This window comes from Rossellomorea sp. LJF3, assembly GCF_037046045.1.
Taxonomy (GTDB): domain Bacteria; phylum Bacillota; class Bacilli; order Bacillales; family Bacillaceae_B; genus Rossellomorea.
This window is the reverse complement of the sequence record NZ_JBANLY010000011.1, coordinates 115,955-134,347: the sequence shown is the minus strand read 5'-3', so window position 1 is coordinate 134,347 and position 18,393 is coordinate 115,955. Positions and strand designations below refer to the sequence as shown.

24 protein-coding genes are annotated in these 18,393 nt (G+C 45.5%); 15 read left to right on the top strand and 9 right to left on the bottom strand.

From position 1 onward, the window contains the following. Positions 1-202: 202 nt before the first annotated feature. Entirely contained in the window at positions 203-817 is a 615-nt protein-coding gene (locus V8G47_RS12465; protein WP_336200406.1) for an HAD-IA family hydrolase, read from the bottom strand. Positions 818-932: 115 nt separating this feature from the next. Between V8G47_RS12465 and V8G47_RS12460 the strand changes: the two genes are divergently transcribed. From V8G47_RS12460 to V8G47_RS12435, 6 genes are all read left to right on the top strand, one after another. Next, on the top strand, positions 933-1,715 hold the full coding sequence (locus tag V8G47_RS12460) for a CPBP family intramembrane glutamic endopeptidase (protein ID WP_336200405.1): 783 nt from the start codon (positions 933-935) through the stop codon (positions 1,713-1,715). 33 nt (positions 1,716-1,748) lie between these two features. Continuing rightward, entirely contained in the window at positions 1,749-2,201 is a 453-nt protein-coding gene (locus V8G47_RS12455; RefSeq protein WP_336200404.1) for a hypothetical protein, read from the top strand. Positions 2,202-2,297: 96 nt separating this feature from the next. Continuing rightward, a complete protein-coding gene (locus tag V8G47_RS12450) occupies positions 2,298-2,915 on the top strand; it encodes a class I SAM-dependent methyltransferase (protein ID WP_336200403.1) in 618 nt (205 codons plus the stop codon). Beyond that, positions 2,912-3,115 (top strand): hypothetical protein, encoded by a 204-nt coding sequence (locus tag V8G47_RS12445; protein WP_336200402.1) that lies wholly within the window; start codon positions 2,912-2,914, stop codon positions 3,113-3,115. The genes V8G47_RS12450 and V8G47_RS12445 overlap by 4 nt, the downstream gene beginning before the upstream one ends. Positions 3,116-3,196: 81 nt before the next feature. Continuing rightward, positions 3,197-3,517 carry a DUF3221 domain-containing protein gene (locus V8G47_RS12440; protein WP_336200401.1) on the top strand — a complete coding sequence of 107 codons (321 nt, stop codon included), beginning with the start codon at positions 3,197-3,199 and terminating at the stop codon, positions 3,515-3,517. Between the two features lie 77 nt (positions 3,518-3,594). Beyond that, complete coding sequence (locus V8G47_RS12435) at positions 3,595-3,780, top strand: hypothetical protein (protein WP_336200400.1); 186 nt, start codon at positions 3,595-3,597, stop codon at positions 3,778-3,780. Positions 3,781-3,853: 73 nt separating this feature from the next. Here the strand turns inward: V8G47_RS12435 and V8G47_RS12430 are convergent, their stop codons facing one another. Next, positions 3,854-4,222: a YkvA family protein gene (locus V8G47_RS12430; RefSeq protein WP_226671951.1), complete on the bottom strand. Its 369-nt coding sequence runs from the start codon at positions 4,220-4,222 to the stop codon at positions 3,854-3,856. A gap of 140 nt (positions 4,223-4,362) precedes the next feature. Between V8G47_RS12430 and V8G47_RS12425 the strand changes: the two genes are divergently transcribed. Next, positions 4,363-4,689 carry a YnfA family protein gene (locus V8G47_RS12425; RefSeq protein WP_061809130.1) on the top strand — a complete coding sequence of 109 codons (327 nt, stop codon included), beginning with the start codon at positions 4,363-4,365 and terminating at the stop codon, positions 4,687-4,689. A 59-nt stretch (positions 4,690-4,748) separates the two neighbouring features. Then, entirely contained in the window at positions 4,749-5,318 is a 570-nt protein-coding gene (locus V8G47_RS12420) for a DUF6434 domain-containing protein (protein WP_336200399.1), read from the top strand. A 50-nt stretch (positions 5,319-5,368) separates the two neighbouring features. On the opposite strand, the gene V8G47_RS12415 is transcribed toward V8G47_RS12420, so the two are convergent. Further along, positions 5,369-6,754 (bottom strand): vWA domain-containing protein, encoded by a 1,386-nt coding sequence (locus V8G47_RS12415; protein WP_336200398.1) that lies wholly within the window; start codon positions 6,752-6,754, stop codon positions 5,369-5,371. A 170-nt stretch (positions 6,755-6,924) separates the two neighbouring features. Here V8G47_RS12415 and V8G47_RS12410 point away from each other — a divergent pair, with 170 nt between their 5' ends. Both V8G47_RS12410 and V8G47_RS12405 read left to right on the top strand, forming a co-directional pair. Further along, positions 6,925-7,518 (top strand): dienelactone hydrolase family protein, encoded by a 594-nt coding sequence (locus V8G47_RS12410; RefSeq protein WP_336200397.1) that lies wholly within the window; start codon positions 6,925-6,927, stop codon positions 7,516-7,518. A gap of 512 nt (positions 7,519-8,030) precedes the next feature. Continuing rightward, positions 8,031-9,773: an ABC transporter ATP-binding protein gene (locus tag V8G47_RS12405; protein ID WP_336200396.1), complete on the top strand. Its 1,743-nt coding sequence runs from the start codon at positions 8,031-8,033 to the stop codon at positions 9,771-9,773. A gap of 45 nt (positions 9,774-9,818) precedes the next feature. Here V8G47_RS12405 and V8G47_RS12400 read toward each other — a convergent pair whose 3' ends face one another. The 3 genes from V8G47_RS12400 to V8G47_RS12390 form a co-directional block, all read right to left on the bottom strand. Further along, positions 9,819-10,259 (bottom strand): hypothetical protein, encoded by a 441-nt coding sequence (locus tag V8G47_RS12400; RefSeq protein WP_336200395.1) that lies wholly within the window; start codon positions 10,257-10,259, stop codon positions 9,819-9,821. 140 nt (positions 10,260-10,399) lie between these two features. After that, positions 10,400-11,107 (bottom strand): YwaF family protein, encoded by a 708-nt coding sequence (locus V8G47_RS12395; protein WP_336200394.1) that lies wholly within the window; start codon positions 11,105-11,107, stop codon positions 10,400-10,402. 111 nt (positions 11,108-11,218) lie between these two features. Next, positions 11,219-12,052, bottom strand: coding sequence for an SDR family NAD(P)-dependent oxidoreductase (locus tag V8G47_RS12390; RefSeq protein ID WP_336200412.1), 834 nt, complete (start codon positions 12,050-12,052; stop codon positions 11,219-11,221). 109 nt (positions 12,053-12,161) lie between these two features. Between V8G47_RS12390 and V8G47_RS12385 the strand changes: the two genes are divergently transcribed. After that, positions 12,162-13,130, top strand: a complete 969-nt coding sequence (locus V8G47_RS12385) for a helix-turn-helix transcriptional regulator (RefSeq protein WP_336200393.1) — start codon at positions 12,162-12,164, stop codon at positions 13,128-13,130. 53 nt (positions 13,131-13,183) lie between these two features. After that, positions 13,184-14,116: a nucleoside hydrolase gene (locus V8G47_RS12380; RefSeq protein WP_336200392.1), complete on the top strand. Its 933-nt coding sequence runs from the start codon at positions 13,184-13,186 to the stop codon at positions 14,114-14,116. A gap of 55 nt (positions 14,117-14,171) precedes the next feature. Here the strand turns inward: V8G47_RS12380 and V8G47_RS12375 are convergent, their stop codons facing one another. The 3 genes from V8G47_RS12375 to V8G47_RS12365 all read right to left on the bottom strand — a co-directional run bounded on the left by V8G47_RS12375 (position 14,172) and on the right by V8G47_RS12365 (position 15,628). After that, positions 14,172-14,849, bottom strand: a complete 678-nt coding sequence (locus tag V8G47_RS12375; RefSeq protein WP_336200391.1) for an MBL fold metallo-hydrolase — start codon at positions 14,847-14,849, stop codon at positions 14,172-14,174. Between the two features lie 76 nt (positions 14,850-14,925). Beyond that, positions 14,926-15,159, bottom strand: a complete 234-nt coding sequence (locus tag V8G47_RS12370; protein WP_336200389.1) for a hypothetical protein — start codon at positions 15,157-15,159, stop codon at positions 14,926-14,928. A 73-nt stretch (positions 15,160-15,232) separates the two neighbouring features. After that, a complete protein-coding gene (locus tag V8G47_RS12365; protein ID WP_060673648.1) occupies positions 15,233-15,628 on the bottom strand; it encodes a VOC family protein in 396 nt (131 codons plus the stop codon). 361 nt (positions 15,629-15,989) lie between these two features. On the opposite strand from V8G47_RS12365, the gene V8G47_RS12360 reads away from it, so the two are divergent. Genes V8G47_RS12360 through V8G47_RS12350 form a run of 3 tightly spaced genes read left to right on the top strand, consistent with a single transcriptional unit; the run spans position 15,990 to position 18,392 of the window. Then, entirely contained in the window at positions 15,990-16,559 is a 570-nt protein-coding gene (locus tag V8G47_RS12360) for a DeoR family transcriptional regulator (RefSeq protein ID WP_336200388.1), read from the top strand. Positions 16,560-16,576: 17 nt separating this feature from the next. After that, positions 16,577-17,908 carry a PepSY-associated TM helix domain-containing protein gene (locus V8G47_RS12355; RefSeq protein WP_336200387.1) on the top strand — a complete coding sequence of 444 codons (1,332 nt, stop codon included), beginning with the start codon at positions 16,577-16,579 and terminating at the stop codon, positions 17,906-17,908. Between the two features lie 16 nt (positions 17,909-17,924). Continuing rightward, the gene (locus V8G47_RS12350; protein ID WP_336200386.1) at positions 17,925-18,392 is read left to right on the top strand and encodes a FixH family protein; all 468 of its coding nucleotides are present in this window, start codon (positions 17,925-17,927) and stop codon (positions 18,390-18,392) included. Position 18,393 lies beyond the last annotated feature (1 nt).

The following is an 18,393-nucleotide window of genomic DNA, read 5'->3' as shown; positions in this document are numbered from 1 at the left end:
TTTCACATCTTCCATCGGTCCTTTTCGTGTACTCATTTGGACTCCTCCTTTGATACATCTATCTTATTATTTTTAGATTATGGTGTCCAAATGAGTTAGGGGGCTAAATAGTATTGCGTCATTATTTTGTTATTTGCGCACTTTACCAAAATTACCCACAAAAAAAGAACCATCAAGGTCCGTCCCTCAATGGTCTCCATCCTTAAATAATCTTATACAATTCTTCCACACTCGTCACGACGTAATCAGCGTGGGGATTTTCTACCATCTCATCTGCAAAGTAGCAGGAACTGATTCCGGCATTTTTTCCCGATTCGAGATCCAGATCCCGGTCTCCGATCATGATTGCTTCTGATGGATCGATATCATGTGTGCGGATCAGATGCTGAATGGCATTCGGACTCGGCTTTCTTTCAAATCCGTGCTCGGAGGTGATGAAATCAGAGAAGTAACCCGTCAATCCGTAGCTCTCCAGCATGGTGATGGAAGATTCGCCTCTGTGAGTGTACAGGTAATTCCACCGCCCCGATTCATGAATATACTTACATATTTCAGCGATTCCTTCAAAGGGCTTGGACAAATCGAACTCGATTTCTTTTCTACGGGCATTGTAGGCTGCGATAAACTCGTCCCCGATCCCATATTTTTCACCATAGTATTTCAAAGCGTGAGTCATCGATACCTTCATTTGTTTGATGATGTCCTCTAACGGTTCCTTGATTCCCCGGCTGTCCAACGTGTCTTTGAAGGCTCCCGCCATCACGGGATATGTATCAAAAAGAGTGCCGTCAAAGTCCCAAATGATATGCTTGTACATGTCCATTCCCCTTTCTTATGTAAACTATCTTCATGTTACCATAATGAAAAATGAACAGATACAAAACAGGAAAATTATGCTAAACTATTTTCAACGATTGCCCTAGGAGGACTATATGACCCGTTCACCGCATACCCTATTCCTTATAAGCTCTGCCACCCTGTTTTTTTCAGGGATCATCCTTCTTTCGTATCGAGCATACGGATGGGGACTGCTGCCGATGCTTGGGCTTTTCATTCTCTATTTATCTGCCAAAAACAACCGGTCCGTCGCTTCCTTATTCCTATTCTTCCTTATCGGGTTCCTCACCTTTCAATGTGCAACAGGCAGGATCAATGGATGGGATATTTCAAAAGAAACCAACATCCTTTTAAACAGAAGTTTTCTTATATTCATCCTGGTGGCCTTAGCCGTCTCACAATGGATAGCAAAGGAAAAGGTCCTTTTCTACATGAGATTACCGGATTGGAGTAAGCGCATCTCCATGCCTTCACATACTATTTCATTGCCGCTTTTTTTATTGATCGGACTTGCGGGATCAAGCACCATCTTCATTCCCCTCATCTGGTCACCGGCAACCAGTGAGATAACTTCATTACTATTATTCGCAGTCGGCTTCACCATCCTGAACGCTACGCTGGAAGAACTCATCTGGAGAGGCGTCATGCTGTCGTCATTGATCCGGAATACCTCTGTCATTTACGCCGTCACGGTGACAAGTATTGGATTCGGACTCCTACATCTTTCCATCGGGATTCCGCTCCTCCTCAGTCTTCTATTCTCTTTCGGAGGATTTTTTTACAGCATCGTAGTCTTGAAGACAGATAGCATCTATCCTTCAATCACCTTTCATATGGTGATGAATATGGGGATGGTGTTGAATGGGTGGATAAACTAGATTAAAAACCTGATAAACGAAAGGATTTTCCTAATGAGATATGTAAAACCGTTCATCTGTTTGTTCCTCACCATAGCCCTTACAGGTTGCATCGCAGAAGACTATGACTTCACTCCCCCCACTGTCACGCTTATGGAAACAGACAGCGTCGACTCCGTTGAATTAACCGAAACCAATATTAATTGGCGGGGAGAAAACGGCAAAGCATTGGAGAAAGAAACAAAGGAAGTAGTAGACTTCGCACGGGAACAGAAGGAACTCACTTTTCCATCTGGGCAGCAGGTAGATCTTCTTTTTGACAGCGAAGACTTTGCAGTTGAGGAATTAAGTGCATTCTTATGGCTTGGCAACGAAAAGCTGCAGCTGGATATGGATAAGAACCGTTCCTTCACATTCCCTAAAGGAAAAGGGTCTTATGTGTTGGAGGTCGACCTTCAAACGGATAGAGGGAATGCAGAGTATGTTGGGAATATTGTTATTCAATAACTAGGGAGGGATTCCATTGGTCATTCTTGATGAACTCGTCAGTGTAAGGCCGATTAATCCTACCCATCGAAACCACGCTCTAGTATGGAGGATAAAATGAACAATCGATGGAACGAAATCATTTATAAACTCTGGTCCCCTGTATACGACAGGATTTTTAATACTGGAAAATTCCTTGAAGCCCGTCAAAAGCTCTTTCATCACCCACCCTTTCATCCCCAACAACGAATCCTGTTCGTCGGCGTTGGAACTGGGGCTGATCTGGAGCTCTTGGATCACTCTCAATTCTGGATTACAGCCATCGACTATTCCAATGATATGCTTCAAAAGGCTAGAGACAAATTCAAGGATACCAAGATCGAATTCATCCAAATGGATGCCCAACAGATGAGTTTCGCAGAGAACAGCTTTGATGCAGTGGTAGGCAGCCTCATCTTATCCGTCGTCCCTGACCCGGAGCGATGCATGAAGGAAATGATCCGGGTGTTAAAACCTCAAGGATCCATGATCATTTTTGACAAGTTTTCACCCCCAAAAATATCTCTGATCAAAAGAATGATCCGACCCTTTGTAAAAGTAATGGGCACAGACATTGGAGTGAACTTTGAGAACTTATATGAACAAAACCATGAAGCGATCATTCTTAAAGAAGATGAGCCTCTTCTGTTCAATGGAATGTACAGAAAGATCTTACTAACCAAAATAAGGAGGTGAACAGCCTGGAACTCTTTATTATTTTCATAAGTGTCATCATCCTCATCGTGTTTCTATTTATCTTCTACATCATAGTGGAACGGGCCGTTCGGGAAGGCATTAATAACTCCGTAATCGGAAGATATCTTGAAGAAAAGCATGGAATCAAAGAATCACAGGGGGATGAGGATTTATATGACGATAGGTTCAAGGGGGAATGATGGTTGTTTGGGATGATACTGAAAAAATAAGGCTGTAACATCCCTTTCCCTTGTCTCGACTAATTCACTGAGGTGAATTCAATGAAAATGCAAGGCTTATGGATGCTATTAGTAACCACCCTGCTTCTGGGATGTAAAGACCAGGAACTGATTTATGACAACATGTCCGACAATAAAATACTGCATGGGAAGGTTCTTGAAAAACGCAGCAAGGGAATGACTCTCGCTTTAACCGGGGAATCAAGGGATAGATACTCTGAAACGATTCGTGTATCTATTCCGGATGAAGAAATCATCAAGCTTATAGAGGAAGGAAAGAGTCTATCTGTGTGGTATGATTTCGTTCGGGAGTCCGATCCTCCCCAAACTAAAGCACTAAAAGTAGCAATCATAAAAAATTAGATGGAAACCATCACCACTACTTTCTGAAAATATGATACTCTTAATTAACAATAATTGGAATGAAGGGGGCATTCACGATGAAATACCTTAAATCCTTTTTAGCCTTTGAATGGATTACGCTTATTGGAGCTTCTATCGTCCTCTATACACGCTGGGACTTTCCACTTTATATTTGTATCGGCATCGTCATTCTTGGCGCAATCCTTACGCTTTATTTCACGAAAAAGTATGAGCCTATGGAGAAGAAAGCTGAAGATTTGTAGGGTGCATGGGGTCATACATTTTCCTCACAAAAAAAGCATCATCGAAGCACACTCCGATGATACTCGTATATCCCTACAACTTCCCATCCACCTCAGACGTATCCACATCATCGCCGAACCAGTCACTCAGCTTCGCCTTGGCCTTCGCTTTCACTTCATCATCGATATACATAGATACCTGCAATAATGCGAGACCCAAGGCCCCAAGGTCATCCGTAAACCCTACCCCCACTGCCATGTCCGGAATAAAATCCGTGGGAAGAATGAAATATCCGAGTGCCCCGATAATGACCATCTTAGACTTCTTTGGAACATCGGGCTTTTGCAGGACAAAATAAAGGAGCAGCGCGGTATAAACGACGGAATGTCCAGCCTTCACACCATACCTTTTCAACTTATCCCAAAATTTCTCTTCAGAAAAATGTTTCTCCGTATTGTCCATTTCCGTTCCACCTCCGTATTGAGATGCTTGACGATCTCTTGTTCTTTTCATTGTAGAAGGTTTGGGGAAAATAGACAAATGTTTACCGAGCTGATCTTACGTTATAATTCAATTACGTAAAAAAAGTAAGGAGTGATCACATGATAAATGCCATCATTTTATTCATCCTTGCCGGAATCGCGGAAATCGGCGGAGGCTACCTTATCTGGCTATGGCTTCGGGAAGGAAAACCCGCCTATTGGGGAGTCGCCGGTGGGATAGCCCTGGCACTTTACGGCGTCATCGCCACCTTCCAGTCCTTCCCTTCATTTGGCCGTGTCTACGCTGCTTACGGCGGGGTGTTCATTGTCCTATCCGTCCTATGGGGATGGGGAATCGATAAGAAGACACCTGATCTGTATGATTGGGTCGGTGCCGGGATATGTATCGTTGGGGTTGGTGTGATGCTGCTTGGGCCGAGGCAGTAGACAAATAGGAACACTTGTTCTAAAATGGATGTAAATGGAAATTTTAGGAGCTGGTAGCATTGAGACCCACCTTAAACAGGGACACACCAATTGAAATGTTTGAAGAGTACTATTGGTTAAAGGAAGAACTTCAATCATTCTGCCGCACTAACGGAATCAGCACTTCCGGTTCAAAGATAGAGCTATCGGATCGAATTTGCACTTTCCTGGAAACAGGCGAAATCAAAAAGCCCATCAGAAAATCAATGGGGATTCGAAACACAAATCATCATGAAGTGTTAAGTCTAGATACCGTCATTAGTGACCATCATCGTTGCAGTCAAAACGTCAGAACCTTCTTTAAGTCTGTCATTCCCGGTTTTCATTTCTCTACTTATATCCAAAACTATTTTAAAAATAACGCTGGGAAGACGTATCGGGACGCAATCAAAGCTTGGTACGAAGAAGACAAACGGAAGAAAGACCCGGATTATGAGAAGAAAATCGCCCCTCAATTCGAATACAATCAATTCACACGTGACTTCTTTGCCGATCCGGCCAATAAAGGAAAAAAGAGAGAAGATGCCATTGAAGCCTGGAATGAAATCAAGAAGCTTCCGGGGAGTAATAAGTATGTTGGTGGTTCTTGATGCGAAGAAGGTCCGTCCCTCATTCTCGAGAGACGGACCTTCATTTTCACTCAATCATCCGATTCCAAAAACCGGTCGGTGACTTCGTCGTGTTTTTCTAAAAATGTATCTGTGTTGATGTCACTTAGTTCAAGGAATTGGTCTCTTGATTCGTCTCCAATGTTCAAATAATTATCTCTGTATAAATCGTTGGTGTCCAGATAAACCCGTACATCCCAAATCTCTTGGTCATGTAGGTAATTGACCGCATTCTCCAGGTTATTGAATTCCCTTTGGTTGTTATCTCTCTGCACTTCATACCAAGCATTTAATTGATCCCTAATAGTAGCATGCAAGTCATTCAACGCCTTCACCGAATCCTCATGCCACTGCGACCAAACCTTTGCCATATCCGTTGTCTGCTTGAATTCCGTTACCAGATCGTCATGACTTCTGGCATTGATGTAATTTCCACCTGAAGCGTGGGCCATTTCCTTCAACTGAGCTAGCCCCTCATTATCCACCTGATATCCAATGATATTCAGGACCGGGCTGATATTGGAATCTGCCAGGGATTTGGCTGCTTTCACAGGGTCACCGTTACAGGTCTCCACTCCATCACTGACTACGTAAATAATATTAGTATTTTGCTTTCCGTCATATTGTTTGAAATCCGCTTTCACTTCATCGATAGCTTTAGCCATGGGCGTCCATCCAGCGGGCTCAAACTGATTCAGCGCATCTGAGAATTCCCCTTCATCATAATTCCCGAATGGATAGACCTCTTCAATATTAGAACAGGAAGCCTTTTTATCCTTATCACTGCCCGTCCCTACATGTCCGTAGACCCTGAGTGAAACATTGGCATTCTCAGGCAGGTCCTTCACAAATTGCTGGATCGCATCCTTCGCAAGGTCCATCCGTGTCTTCCCGTTTTCCATCTTCCCCATACTGCCGCTTGAATCCAACAGGATGGCAACATTGTAGTTCTCCTTCAATTGAAGCTCACCCTCTTTGCCGTTCGGATCTTCAAATTGCATGGACTTCCACTGATCGATGGGCACATCCACTTTCGTCAAATCCTCTTTAAAGAGGGAATACACATACCGCTGCATCTTTTCGATATCCTCTTGAGGAGACTCCTCCGTTAACTTTGGCAGGCTATCAAGCTTCTTTTTTATGGCATCCTCACCGGTAAAACCTTTTTCATACTCCTCACCGGAAAATTCCCCAATCGTTGGATACTCGGCTGATTCCGAGAATGTCGTCGGCACCGGTGGATAGTCTTTGTCTGTTTCTACCGTTTCCTCATTCGCCTCTTTATCCTTTTTTACCTTTTCTTGATTTTCAGGTTCTTTCTTTTCACCAGATTGAGATGTTGCAGATTCATTGGAATTGCAGGCAGCTAATGCCACAAACAACACCATCACAATCAACGTGTACACTACTTTTTTCATGAAGTTCTCCTTTCCATTATCAGATGGTTTATGTATGTTCATAAAATGACCCATCTATCATTTTTTTCCAAAGTACCCACGAGGTTCAACAGGAAAACATATCCATTACTTTTTATTTAGTTCAAAGATAAAAACGAGTAAAATAAAAGAAGCACGAAGGGAGGAATAACATGATTCAGCTTCAACAAAACTCTAGTACGCTAGTGATAGTGATCCACGAAATCTATGGAATCAACCAACATATACAAGACTTCTGCGTATTCATCTCATCCCAAGGAAAGGACGTCATCTGTCCGGACCTCTTAGAAAAGGGATCGGCTTTTGATTATTCTCAGGAAGAGATGGCTTACCGTTCTTTCGTCAAGGACATAGGCTTTGAAGAGGCGGTTATCAAAATAAAGAGCATTCTCTCAATCTATCGACAGAAATACAAGCGAATTGTGATCATAGGGTTCAGTGCAGGGGCGACGGTTGCGTGGTTATGCAGCGATGATGAAACGGTGGATGGTGTCATCGGCTACTACGGTTCACGGATACGAAACTATTTAGAGGTCAAACCACTGTGTCCAACCATGTTGTTTTTCCCAGAAGAAGAACCTTCTTTCCAAGTGGATGAAGTGATTGCGAAATTAGAACGAAAGAACATCCACATTGAGAAACTTAGAGGTAAACATGGATTCAGTGACCCTTATTCGACAAACTATCATAAAGAATCCGCACAAAAAACGAAAGGTAGAATCATCGATTTTCTGGATGAAGGTTGAATGGACTTTAAAGTCTTGATTGTTCCGTTCCCCCATTCAGAACATAGAAACCATCCTCCTCGCGCGCCCGCTACACGCACGTTGTTGGTGTTGTTTTCTCTCTTCTTTCTCTTAAGATCTAAAGTCTGTTTTCGCTTGGGTTCCATGGGTGATTCACATCGTTTTGGGCAAGGGAAATAAGGGGTCACCAGGTTAAGACAAGACCCTTGAATCATGTTGTTTTCTATCTTACATATGTATGCCCCCATTCACCCTCAACCTTAATATACTGACTTGATTTAAAACTGGATACCGTGTGATACAAGTTTTCCGATTCAATTAATTATCAGAAAATTAACTTTATTTTTAATCAACCACATCATACAATGAATATATCGAAATTAAAGGAGGCTGTTTTCATGAGAAACATTGCGATGGTAACCGTACGAACATATAAGGGTGGAACGCCTTTTTAACGTGACGGTCTTCCCCCTTATATGTGCTTTGTGAACTAACGCATAAAGGGGTATATTATGACTTTTCCTGTGAAAAAATTTCTTTCGTATTACAAGCCGTATCGTTCGATTTTTTTGGTTGTGCTTTTCAGTGCATTGATCACGTCTTCCCTGACTCTCGTTTTTCCGCTCCTTGTCCGTTATGTGACGAAGGATGTTCTGGCTGGAAGTCTTTCTACGGCTTTTGAGGATGTCCTTTGGGTCGGCGGTGTGATGGTGGTTCTTGTCGTTGCTCAAAACGTTGGGAATTTCATTGTGGATTACAAGGGGCATGAGATCGGTGCACGGATGGAGACCGATATGAGAGGTGAATTGTTCGCTCATCTCCAGAAGCTGTCTTTCCGTTTTTATGATAAAGAGAAGACGGGCCGGTTGATGAGCCGGGTGACGAATGATCTGTTGATGGTATCGGAGCTTTATCATCACGGACCTGAAGATTATGTGAAATATCTGGTTCGTTTTCTTGGGGCGTTTGTGATTCTGTTCTGGATCAACGCTCCTCTTACCCTTACCGTTTTTTGTTTCTTTCCGGTCCTCGGGTTCTTCTCCCTTTATTTCAATAAAAAGTTGAACCGGGCGCTGACGGATAATAAAGAGCGGATCGGAGACATCAATGCCCAGGTGGAGGATTCCCTTTCAGGCATCCGGGTGGTTCAGTCGTTTGCCAATGAATCTCTTGAAATCAGGAAATTCAATGTGGAGAATGAACGGTTTTTGGAAAGCCGAAAAGGAACCTATCGTGCAGAGGCGTACTTCTATAACGGGACGGAAGCATTCATCCAGCTGATTACGGTCACCATTGTCATCTTCGGGTCTATTCAAATTGTCAATGCGTCCCTTGACCTGGCCGACTTGATTACGTTTCTTCTGTATATCGGCTTTATGATCGAGCCCATTCAGCGGCTCACTCATATGAGTACTCAATTTCAAGAAGGTGTGACAGGATTTCAGCGATTCATGGAGATCATGAACATCAAGCCTGACATCGAGAATGCCCCAAATGCAAAGACTCTTTCAAGCGTTGAGGGACATATTTCATTGAAGAACATATCATTTCATTATGATTCTGCCTTAGCGCCTGTATTCAAGGAATTAACTCTGGAAGTCCACCCAGGGGAATACGTCGCGATCGTCGGACCATCGGGAGTGGGGAAAACGACTCTCAGCTCCCTGATTTCCCGTTTTTATGACGTGTCTGCGGGTGGGGTTTTTGTAGATGGGGAAAATGTGAAAAGCCTGGACTTGAATTCTCTCAGAAGCAATATCGGGATCGTGCAGCAGGATGTGTACCTCTTTTCCGGCACCGTCATGGAGAATATCCGCTATGGTCAACCTGAAGCGACCGACGAAGAGGTGATGAAGGCTGCAAAGCAAGCGAACGCCGATGAATTCATTACCCGTTTGCCACAAGGCTATCATTCCGAAATCGGTCAGCGCGGCGTTCGGTTATCAGGCGGTCAGAAGCAGCGGCTCAGTATTGCCCGTGTTTTCTTGAAAAACCCGCCGATTCTCATTCTTGATGAGGCGACGAGCGCCCTTGATAATGAAAGCGAAAGCATCGTCAAGGAATCCTTGGAGTTACTGGCAAGGGGCAGGACGACGCTCGTCATCGCCCATCGTTTATCGACGATCCGGAACGCAGGAAGAATCGTGGTGTTGTCAGATGGAAGGATTGTCGAGGAAGGGACACATGAAGCTCTTCTCGAACAGGATGGTCCCTATTCAAGACTGTATTCGAAGCAGTTTGAGGTTCAGGTATAAAAAGGAAGGCTCTCATACCGTTTGGGGTGTGAGAGCCTTTATTGATCACTTCACTTCCACCGAAAACACATAACTTCCGTCCCCCTGCTTCCAATGGGCCACTAGATGATAGACATAGACCCCCTTCTCGTCAGGAACCACGATCGTATGATTCTTCATGTTCACGCTTTCCACCTGCTCTTCCCCGACCCACTTCTCTGCACCGATCTTTTGAGGTTTCTTATTAAATGTCACTGTGATCTTCTCACCTGGGGACACGGAGGTTGGCTGCTCTTCTCCAGCCATCGTCACTACACTTGAATATGCTTTATCCACACATCCCCCTGAAAGGAGTCCGTCCCAGCAATAGGAACCTTCTGTCGTCGGGATACTGACTTCTCCTGCTGTTACATTTGGTGTCGGAGGCGCTGTACGGAAAGGTTGGATAATAAAGAAGACAATGCCAACCACCGCCAGAATATTGCCGATAGCCAACCATTTTTTCAAGGACGTTCACTCCTTTTATCGAAACCCATGCAATTTTTTCTATATTTCAGATGCCGAGATAGCTTGTATTCTGATATATGAACCCATTTATCTTTTTATGAGCCGTCTGTTTTAATTTAGACGAAGAAAACAGGAAAAGGTTACCCTTTAGCCCTCTCCCTCTTCACGAGCATCCCCATCGGTACATACGTCACGAAAAACACGACAAGTGCCGCAATTTCCAGATTAATATAATAGATGATCCCCGATCCAAAAAAGGACAAGATCGTTTTCGATTCTGTGGGATTGGCCAGGTAGAAGAAGTTCGTATCAAGAAAGATGTTCAGGAAAAAGATCGGCACGGCGAGAAGATTGACCATAAGGAAGCCGGTCCAAATGGCTTTCCTTGGGACCCGGTAGCCCTCATACACAATGAAATAAAGGACGGACCACGCAATGGCTGCATGATGGAGGAAGTATTTTAAAAAGCGGTAATGAGGGAATTGATACGTCATTTCAGGTGTGACCATGCTTAAGATTGGAGGAAGAAATCCGATAAAGAACAGGAGATAAAAGGCCTTCTGGTTTGATTTCAAGAATAAATAAATAGCGATGAACGTACTGACGGAACAAAGCTGCAGGGGCAGGTCCCCCAGCTCCCATTGTCCCGTTGACACGAGCCAGATATGCCAGGACACTTCACTCAGCACCAGCATCCAGAAAATCGTCCATTTCAAAACCGATTGATATCTCCTTAGAAAATGTCTAAAATACACCAGCCAGAATGATATGGCCACAAACATCAAAAGCACCGAGATATGGGGAACAGAAAACAACTCGAACGTCTGCATCTCTGTCACGGAAAACATCATGCCACCCCTATTCGTTTTGAAAAGTGGTTATCATGGATAGTTTATTCGGCACACAGGATGGTTAAGAACAGAAATTGAAAAAGCCCCCTTCGAGAGGGGACATCCATTCTATAACGTAAACGGCGGGATATACCGGCCATCTACATCCGTAAAATCATATTCTTTCGCAAGGTCACCTGCCCTCAACGCGCGTCCAGTCTTCTCCATCACCCCGGGATCCATCGCAAGCGCCGTGATGGCACGTCCCACATAATGAGGGGTTTCAGATACCTTCAAGTCTTTGGATTCCTGCCAGTTTTCCTCCGTTACACCCATATGTTCAAGTACGAGCTCTGTCCTCATGAATCCCGGAGATACGGCCATGACCGCTATCCCGTCTTCTTTCAGCTCTTCTGAAAGTCCATACGCCATGCGGACGAGGGCATTTTTCGCCAGATCATAATAGAACTGTCCGGTGTACTTCCCTTCATCCCAGAACGTCGTATGAACGATCAAGGCTTCTTTATTTTCCCGAAGCAAAGGGATGGCAAAGTGATTGGTGGCTAGCTGCGCCCTCACACCTGCCGTGAACATCGTATCCCAATTCTCAAGAGACTGTTCCCAGAATGCTCCCGGATTCACACCGATATCATGTGCGCCCCATACGTTATTGATGAGAATATCAAGCTTCCCTTGCTCTTCACGAATTTGCTCGATGACTGCTTTCGTTTCGGCATCGACCGTATGATCACAGCGGACCGCAATCCCTGTACCACCGGCTTCATCAATCTGGGCTGCCGTGTCATCAATCGTACCCGGAAAGTTCTGTGTGGAATTCCCTTTCGTACTGCGCCCGGTGACATAAACCGTGGCTCCTGCTTTCCCAAGTTCAATGGCGATTGCACGCCCTGCTCCCCGGCTTCCTCCTGTTACGAGTGCTACTTTTCCTGCGAGTGATTTCATCCAACCATTCCTTTCAACATGTAAGATAACCCCATTATACGATTCCATTCTTGACATCCTTTGTCATATTTCATTAAATAATAGAAAAACGAAGAAAAAGGTGATCGATATGAGAGGAGACAGATTGGTATCCATTCTGTTACTACTACAAACACACGGCCGAATGACCGCGAAGGAATTGGCGGAGAAATTGGAGGTATCGGAGCGGACCATCCACCGGGACATGGATGCCCTGAGCGGCACCGGAATTCCCGTAGTGGCGGAACGCGGCCAAAACGGGGGCTGGTCGCTCCTTGAAGATTACCGGACGGATCTGACCGGGTTGAAGGAATCAGAAATCCGGGCACTATTCGTGTCTCCTTCCCTTCATCTCCTGGACGATCTCGGACTGACCCGTACGACGGAAGAAGCGCGGAACAAACTTATCGCCTCCCTCCCGTCCACGTACCGGGAAAATGCGAAAGACGTATGGAACCGGATCCACATCGACACAAGCTCCTGGCGAAAGCAGAAAGATAAGACAACCTCCCTTGAAATGATCAAAGAGGCGATCTTCCAGGAAATCAAATTAGTCATCACCTATGAACGTGCAGATGGAGAAACCGATGACCGCGTGGTGGCACCACTGGGTCTCGTGGCGAAAGGGGATCTGTGGTACCTCGTCGCAGCCAAGGAAAACGGGGATATTCGTAACTACCGTGTTTCCCGGATTCATCATACCGAAAAGGTGGACGAGACATTTCAAAGACCCGATGGCTTTGACCTGGCACATTACTGGTCATCCTCCACAACATCCTTTATCAAGACTCTTCCCTCTTTCGAAGTGAAAGTCGAGGTGGCGCCGCAAGTGTTATCCAGGCTAACCTTCACGGGCCGGTTTGCCCGGGTCCTTAATGTCGGGGAACGGAGAGGCGCGGAATGGATACCCGTGACGCTTTCTTTTGATACGGAAGAAGAGGCAAAAGGCTATCTGATCGGGTTCGCCGATCAAGTCAACATCGTTGAACCGGCTGATCTCAAGGAGAAGGTCCTGGAAATGGCTGAGGCTACGGTTTCATTTTATCGACGAATGGAATAATTCTGCTTTTTCCTCGATATGTTTTAAAAAAACGATTGCCGAGGAGAATCCCCATGAAAAATATTCTATTATTTGCCGATCCGGGTATAGATGATTCTGTCGCCATCATGTACGCCCTCATGAATCCGGACATTAACATACTCGGCATCGTATCGAGTTACGGAAATGTCGAAAAGAAGCAGGCCACCGATAATATCGCCTATTTGCTCAATCTTGCCGGTAGGACGGATATTCCCATCATCGGTGGTTCCAATAGTCCGTCTTCGGGGAAAACCCCCACCTACTATCCTGAGATCCATGGAAAGGATGGGCTGGGTCCGATCCGCCCTCCCGATAACTTCTCGGGAGAACTCACCAATTTCTCTAAACTCTACACCATCATAAAAGAAAATAAAGACGTTACCATCGTGGATGTCGGGAGGAATACCTCTCTCTCCACCCTTTACATCCTGGGAGAAAATATTGCCCAAGACGTTAAAGAGTTTTATATCATGGGAGGGGCCTTTTTCGTACCGGGAAACGTCACCCCGTCAGCCGAAGCAAACTTCTACGGAGATCCGACTGCATCAGAGCTCGTCGTCAAAAATCTCGACAATCTGTACATCGCACCTTTAAATATCACCAACAAGGCCATCGTCACCCTCGAACACATCAAAACCATTCAGCAGATGAACGGTAACCCCCTCGTTCGGATCTTGGATGACATCATGACCTACTATATCGATGCCTATAAGAAACTCATCCCCGGCATAAACGGCGCCCCACTCCACGATGTCGTCACCCTCTCCCTGATGGTGAATCCGGACATGGGGAAAACCATCAGAAGGGACGTGGAAGTACTGACCACAGGCCTCGGCCAAGGTACATCTATCGCTGATTTCAGGGTCAGCTCCAAACCGGCTGAAAAGAATATCAACATCTATCTGGAAATCGACTACCAGATGTTCGTGAACGATTTCATAGAGGTCATGACCAGAAAAAGATAACTTGATGAAAAAAAGAAGGGATTGGCCTGTTTCCCACTGCCCATCCCTTCTTATCCTACTGACTCTTTTCCCCAATCATGATTAATTCCTGAAGGAACACGTCAATTTCCCCCACCAGCACGCCTCCATGACCTGTACACAGTACATCCGCATCATATTCCTTCATGATCCTAAGACCGTTCAGGAATGCAGGCAGGTCCGCAACCCCGCCACCCTGAAGATACTCGACCCAGGCTTGTCTCAGGTCATCCCCTTTAGAAACAAGCCCTCCATCTGACAGAGGATCTCCAAAGAAACAGAGAACATCCCCCGTGAACAGTGTCCGGGTCGGTCGATGTAAGAAAATCACAGAACCCGGAGAATGATAGCCGACTCTTCTGTAGTCGAAATCCCCAATCGTTCCCCTGTCAAGGAGCTCTCCTCTAATGGAAGAGTCAGCCGGCAACGTCTCATCAGCATGGATGACCTTCCTTGCCTTCGTAAATAACGACGCCCCTCCCACATGATCCTCATGACCATGTGTGACGAGCATCAGCTTTACATCGTCTGCCGTTTTCCCGATTTTGTTTAAGGCGTGCTGCAGAAACACCAGGTGACCCTCTTTACACGAATCGATCACAGTCAAACCTGCTTCTTCCTCAATGAAGTACGCATTCGTATAGGTATTCCACTCAGCATCCCATATGGCCAGCACATATACTTGGCCATTCACCTGTTCCAATTGATAATCCACTTTCACTTCCCCCTCCTACATTTCACTTGATTCCATTCCACAAACAGGTGGCATTCTCCTTTTTATGAAATTGAAATTAGTAGATGAAACCTTCAATGGACACCAGGATCAATAATAAAGACACAGCAAAAAACAGATAGCTGCGATACGATTTCCGGTTCTTCTGTCGTTCTTCCGCTCCCATCACGACCATCATGATTGCCAAACCTGCCATTGTAAAAGGAAGGATGCTATTATTATTTGAAATTAAACCATAGAGTGATAGTGTCAGGACAATGACAGCACTCGTAATTCTAACTTTTTTCAGCACGGTAGATTCCTCATTTCTTCTTATGTAACAAAAAAAGGGCCTGACCCCCGATTCAGGTCAGACACCCCATCCTCTACTTCGCGTCCTTATCAGGCTGATGAATCCCGAACACATTGCCTTCCGTGTCTATGTAATATCCTTGCCATGCCATTCCCGGCAGAGCATACTTCGGCATGGCGACCTTGCCGCCGTGCTCAAGAATCAGTTTCTCGGTTTCATCATAATTTCCGACGCCCATCGTACACGAATATCCATTCATCGGCTGATTCGGCTGAGGTGGAGGACTTTGACGCTGCATCAAGGCACCATTGATCCCCATCTCATTCTCATCCCCTGTCACAGCCCCCACATAAGGCATTCCGGCATATTCGCTCCAGTCCTCGAACTTCCAGCCGAATACTTCCCCGTAAAACGTCTTGGCCCGTTCCATATCATCCACATGCACTTCGAAATGTACCATTCTTCCCATTGTTCATACCTCCTATATACTATCTTTCATTATAATGATTTCGATGTTCAGAGAAGAAAACCTTTTTTTATATTTTTAAACATACGGTTCATTCTAGTATACTTGCTTTCTGACACATAAAATCACAGGAGATTAACAAAAACAAACAGAAATAAATCGGCGAATAATAAACCTTTATGATCCAATCCCTCTACCATTACGTATTCTTCATATAAATCATTTGTGAGGAAATTCAAAAGTTTCTTTGTCGTTTATGTTACACTTCAACATTTCTTCACTTTTTTTCACACCAATATTATTGAACAAAGGTTGAAGCTTAACTATTATGAATCTAGTAAACAGAGAAGAAAGGAAGGGTATTATGCTGCCAATTGATCGACAACAACAGATTTTAACCTGGCTAAAAGAAGAGGGAACACTGCGTGTATCAGACATCAGCACCCGCCTCGAGGTTTCGGAAATGACGGTCTACCGGGACTTGAAGCCATTGATGGAAGCGAACAAAGTCCACAAGACTTCAAACGGTATTTCTGCCATGGAACCCGAGGGTATCCCATCTGACTCCTGTGTATATTGCCTGAAACCGACCACTTCAAGAAGATCGGTTCAACTCATCAAGAAGGATCACACCATCGAACAAACCTGCTGTCCGCACTGTGGATTACTTCGTTATGAAGACATCAAGGAGGATGTGATGCAGATCCTCTGTCGTGACTTCCTGACGGATATGACGATCAGCGGAAAAACCGCCACATACCTGATTGATGCGGATCTGAACCTGAACTGCTGTCAGCCACAGGTCATTTCCTTTGAGTCGAGGAAGCAGGCCGAACAATTTCAGACCGGATTCGGGGGTAAAATTTGCACGCTTCCACAAGCCATCACGGCGATTTCAAATGACATGCAAGGATCGGGCTGCTGCCACGACTAGGAAAAGAGGAAAAAACGATGGATAAAAAATCATATCAAACGATTTGGAGATGGCATTTCTATGCGGGCCTCATCATTGCCCCGTTTCTGCTGATCCTCGCTGTGACGGGGTCGATTTACCTGTTCAAGCCCCAGATCGAACAGAATCTCTATCAAAAGTATTACGAAGTCAATCCAGAAGGGGAGAAGCTTCAAGCCACTGAACTCATCGAGAAAGTGAAAACGCTTCACCCCGATGCACAGGTGACAAGCTTCCGCCCCGGGGAGAGCGCCGACCGTTCCAGTGAAATTGGCATCAGTACAGAAGACGGCTCTGCTACTGTCTTCTTGAATCCCTACACAGGTAAGTCACTGGGTGAATTGAAGCCTGAAGACCGGATCATGAATAAAGTCGAAGAAATCCACGGAGAGCTGATGGCGGGTACCCTCGGCGACCGCATTGTCGAACTTGTCGCCTGCTGGGCTATCGTCCTGATTGTCACGGGATTATTCCTATGGTTTCCCCGTAAGAAAGACAAGCTCTCGGGTGTGTTCCTGCCTCGCTTGAATAAAGGAAAGAAGATCTTCAGAAGGGATCTTCACGCTGTCCCTGCGTTCTGGGTCACAGCAGGAATGCTGTTTCTGATCATGACGGGACTGCCTTGGTCCGGATTTTGGGGAACCAATTTCCAGAATCTCATGACGAACGCTGGGGCCGGTTATCCTCCTTCTATCTGGACAGGGGAAGCACCTCAGTCCGTCGTGAAAACAAAGGAAATCGCCGACGTCCCTTGGGCCGCGGAAAACTTGGAGGTTCCCGTATCAGCCCTTGAAGGGTACACGCCATTATCCATGAATGATGTGGTATCGATAGCAAAACGAGAAGGAATCGATCCGAGTTACACCGTCTACATCCCTCAGGATGAAAAAGGGGTCTATACTCTATCCGCCTTCCCCGCCAAAGCACAAAATGAGGTCACGATGCACCTTGATCAGTACACAGGAGCGGTCCTTGCTGATTACCGTTTCGACAACTACGGGATCGGCGGGAAAATCGTCGCCATGGGGATCACCCTTCACACAGGCACACAGTTCGGATTCATCAATCAGCTGTTCAGCCTGCTCATCTGCCTTGGCATTATGCTGGTCGCTATCAGCGGATTCTATCTGTGGCTGAAACGGAAACCGAAAAAAGAAATGGGTGCACCCAAATCACAAGGCATCCTGAAGCTGAAGTACTTCCTGCTCGTCATGATTGCACTCGGGATCCTGTTTCCACTCGTCGGGGCTTCCCTGATTGTCATCCTGCTTCTTGACCGGTTATTGATCAAAAAAATCCCTGCTACGAAAAAATTCTTCGGTGCGGCATAAGAAAGGACAATGCGATATGAAAACAACCTTTAAATATTTGAGTATCCTTTTCCTGTGCACGCTACTAGGTGCCTGCGCCCCGAAGGAAGATGCTGCAGAATTGTACCAGCAGGAATCGCCACTCCAGGCTGATATTACGATGCCGGACGAATTTTCCGGAAGCGGTGACCCGATCAAGATCGAGCTCACACAAGACGGCAAAACAGTGGATGATGCCGACTTTGTTCATGTGGAAATCTGGAAAGGCGACGGATCCTTCCATGATGGGATGGAAGAAACCGAGAATGCTGGAGACGGCATTTACACATTTAAAAAGGACCTGACGGAAGACGGACTTTATTACATCAAAGTCCATGCAGGAAACAACGGCTCCACCATCATGCCGACATTGCCCTTTGCCGTCGGTGAACTCTCCAAAGCAGACGTCGAAGCCTTGAATGATCACGCTCCTGCTGAGAGTGGAAATCACAGTCAGCACCATTAAC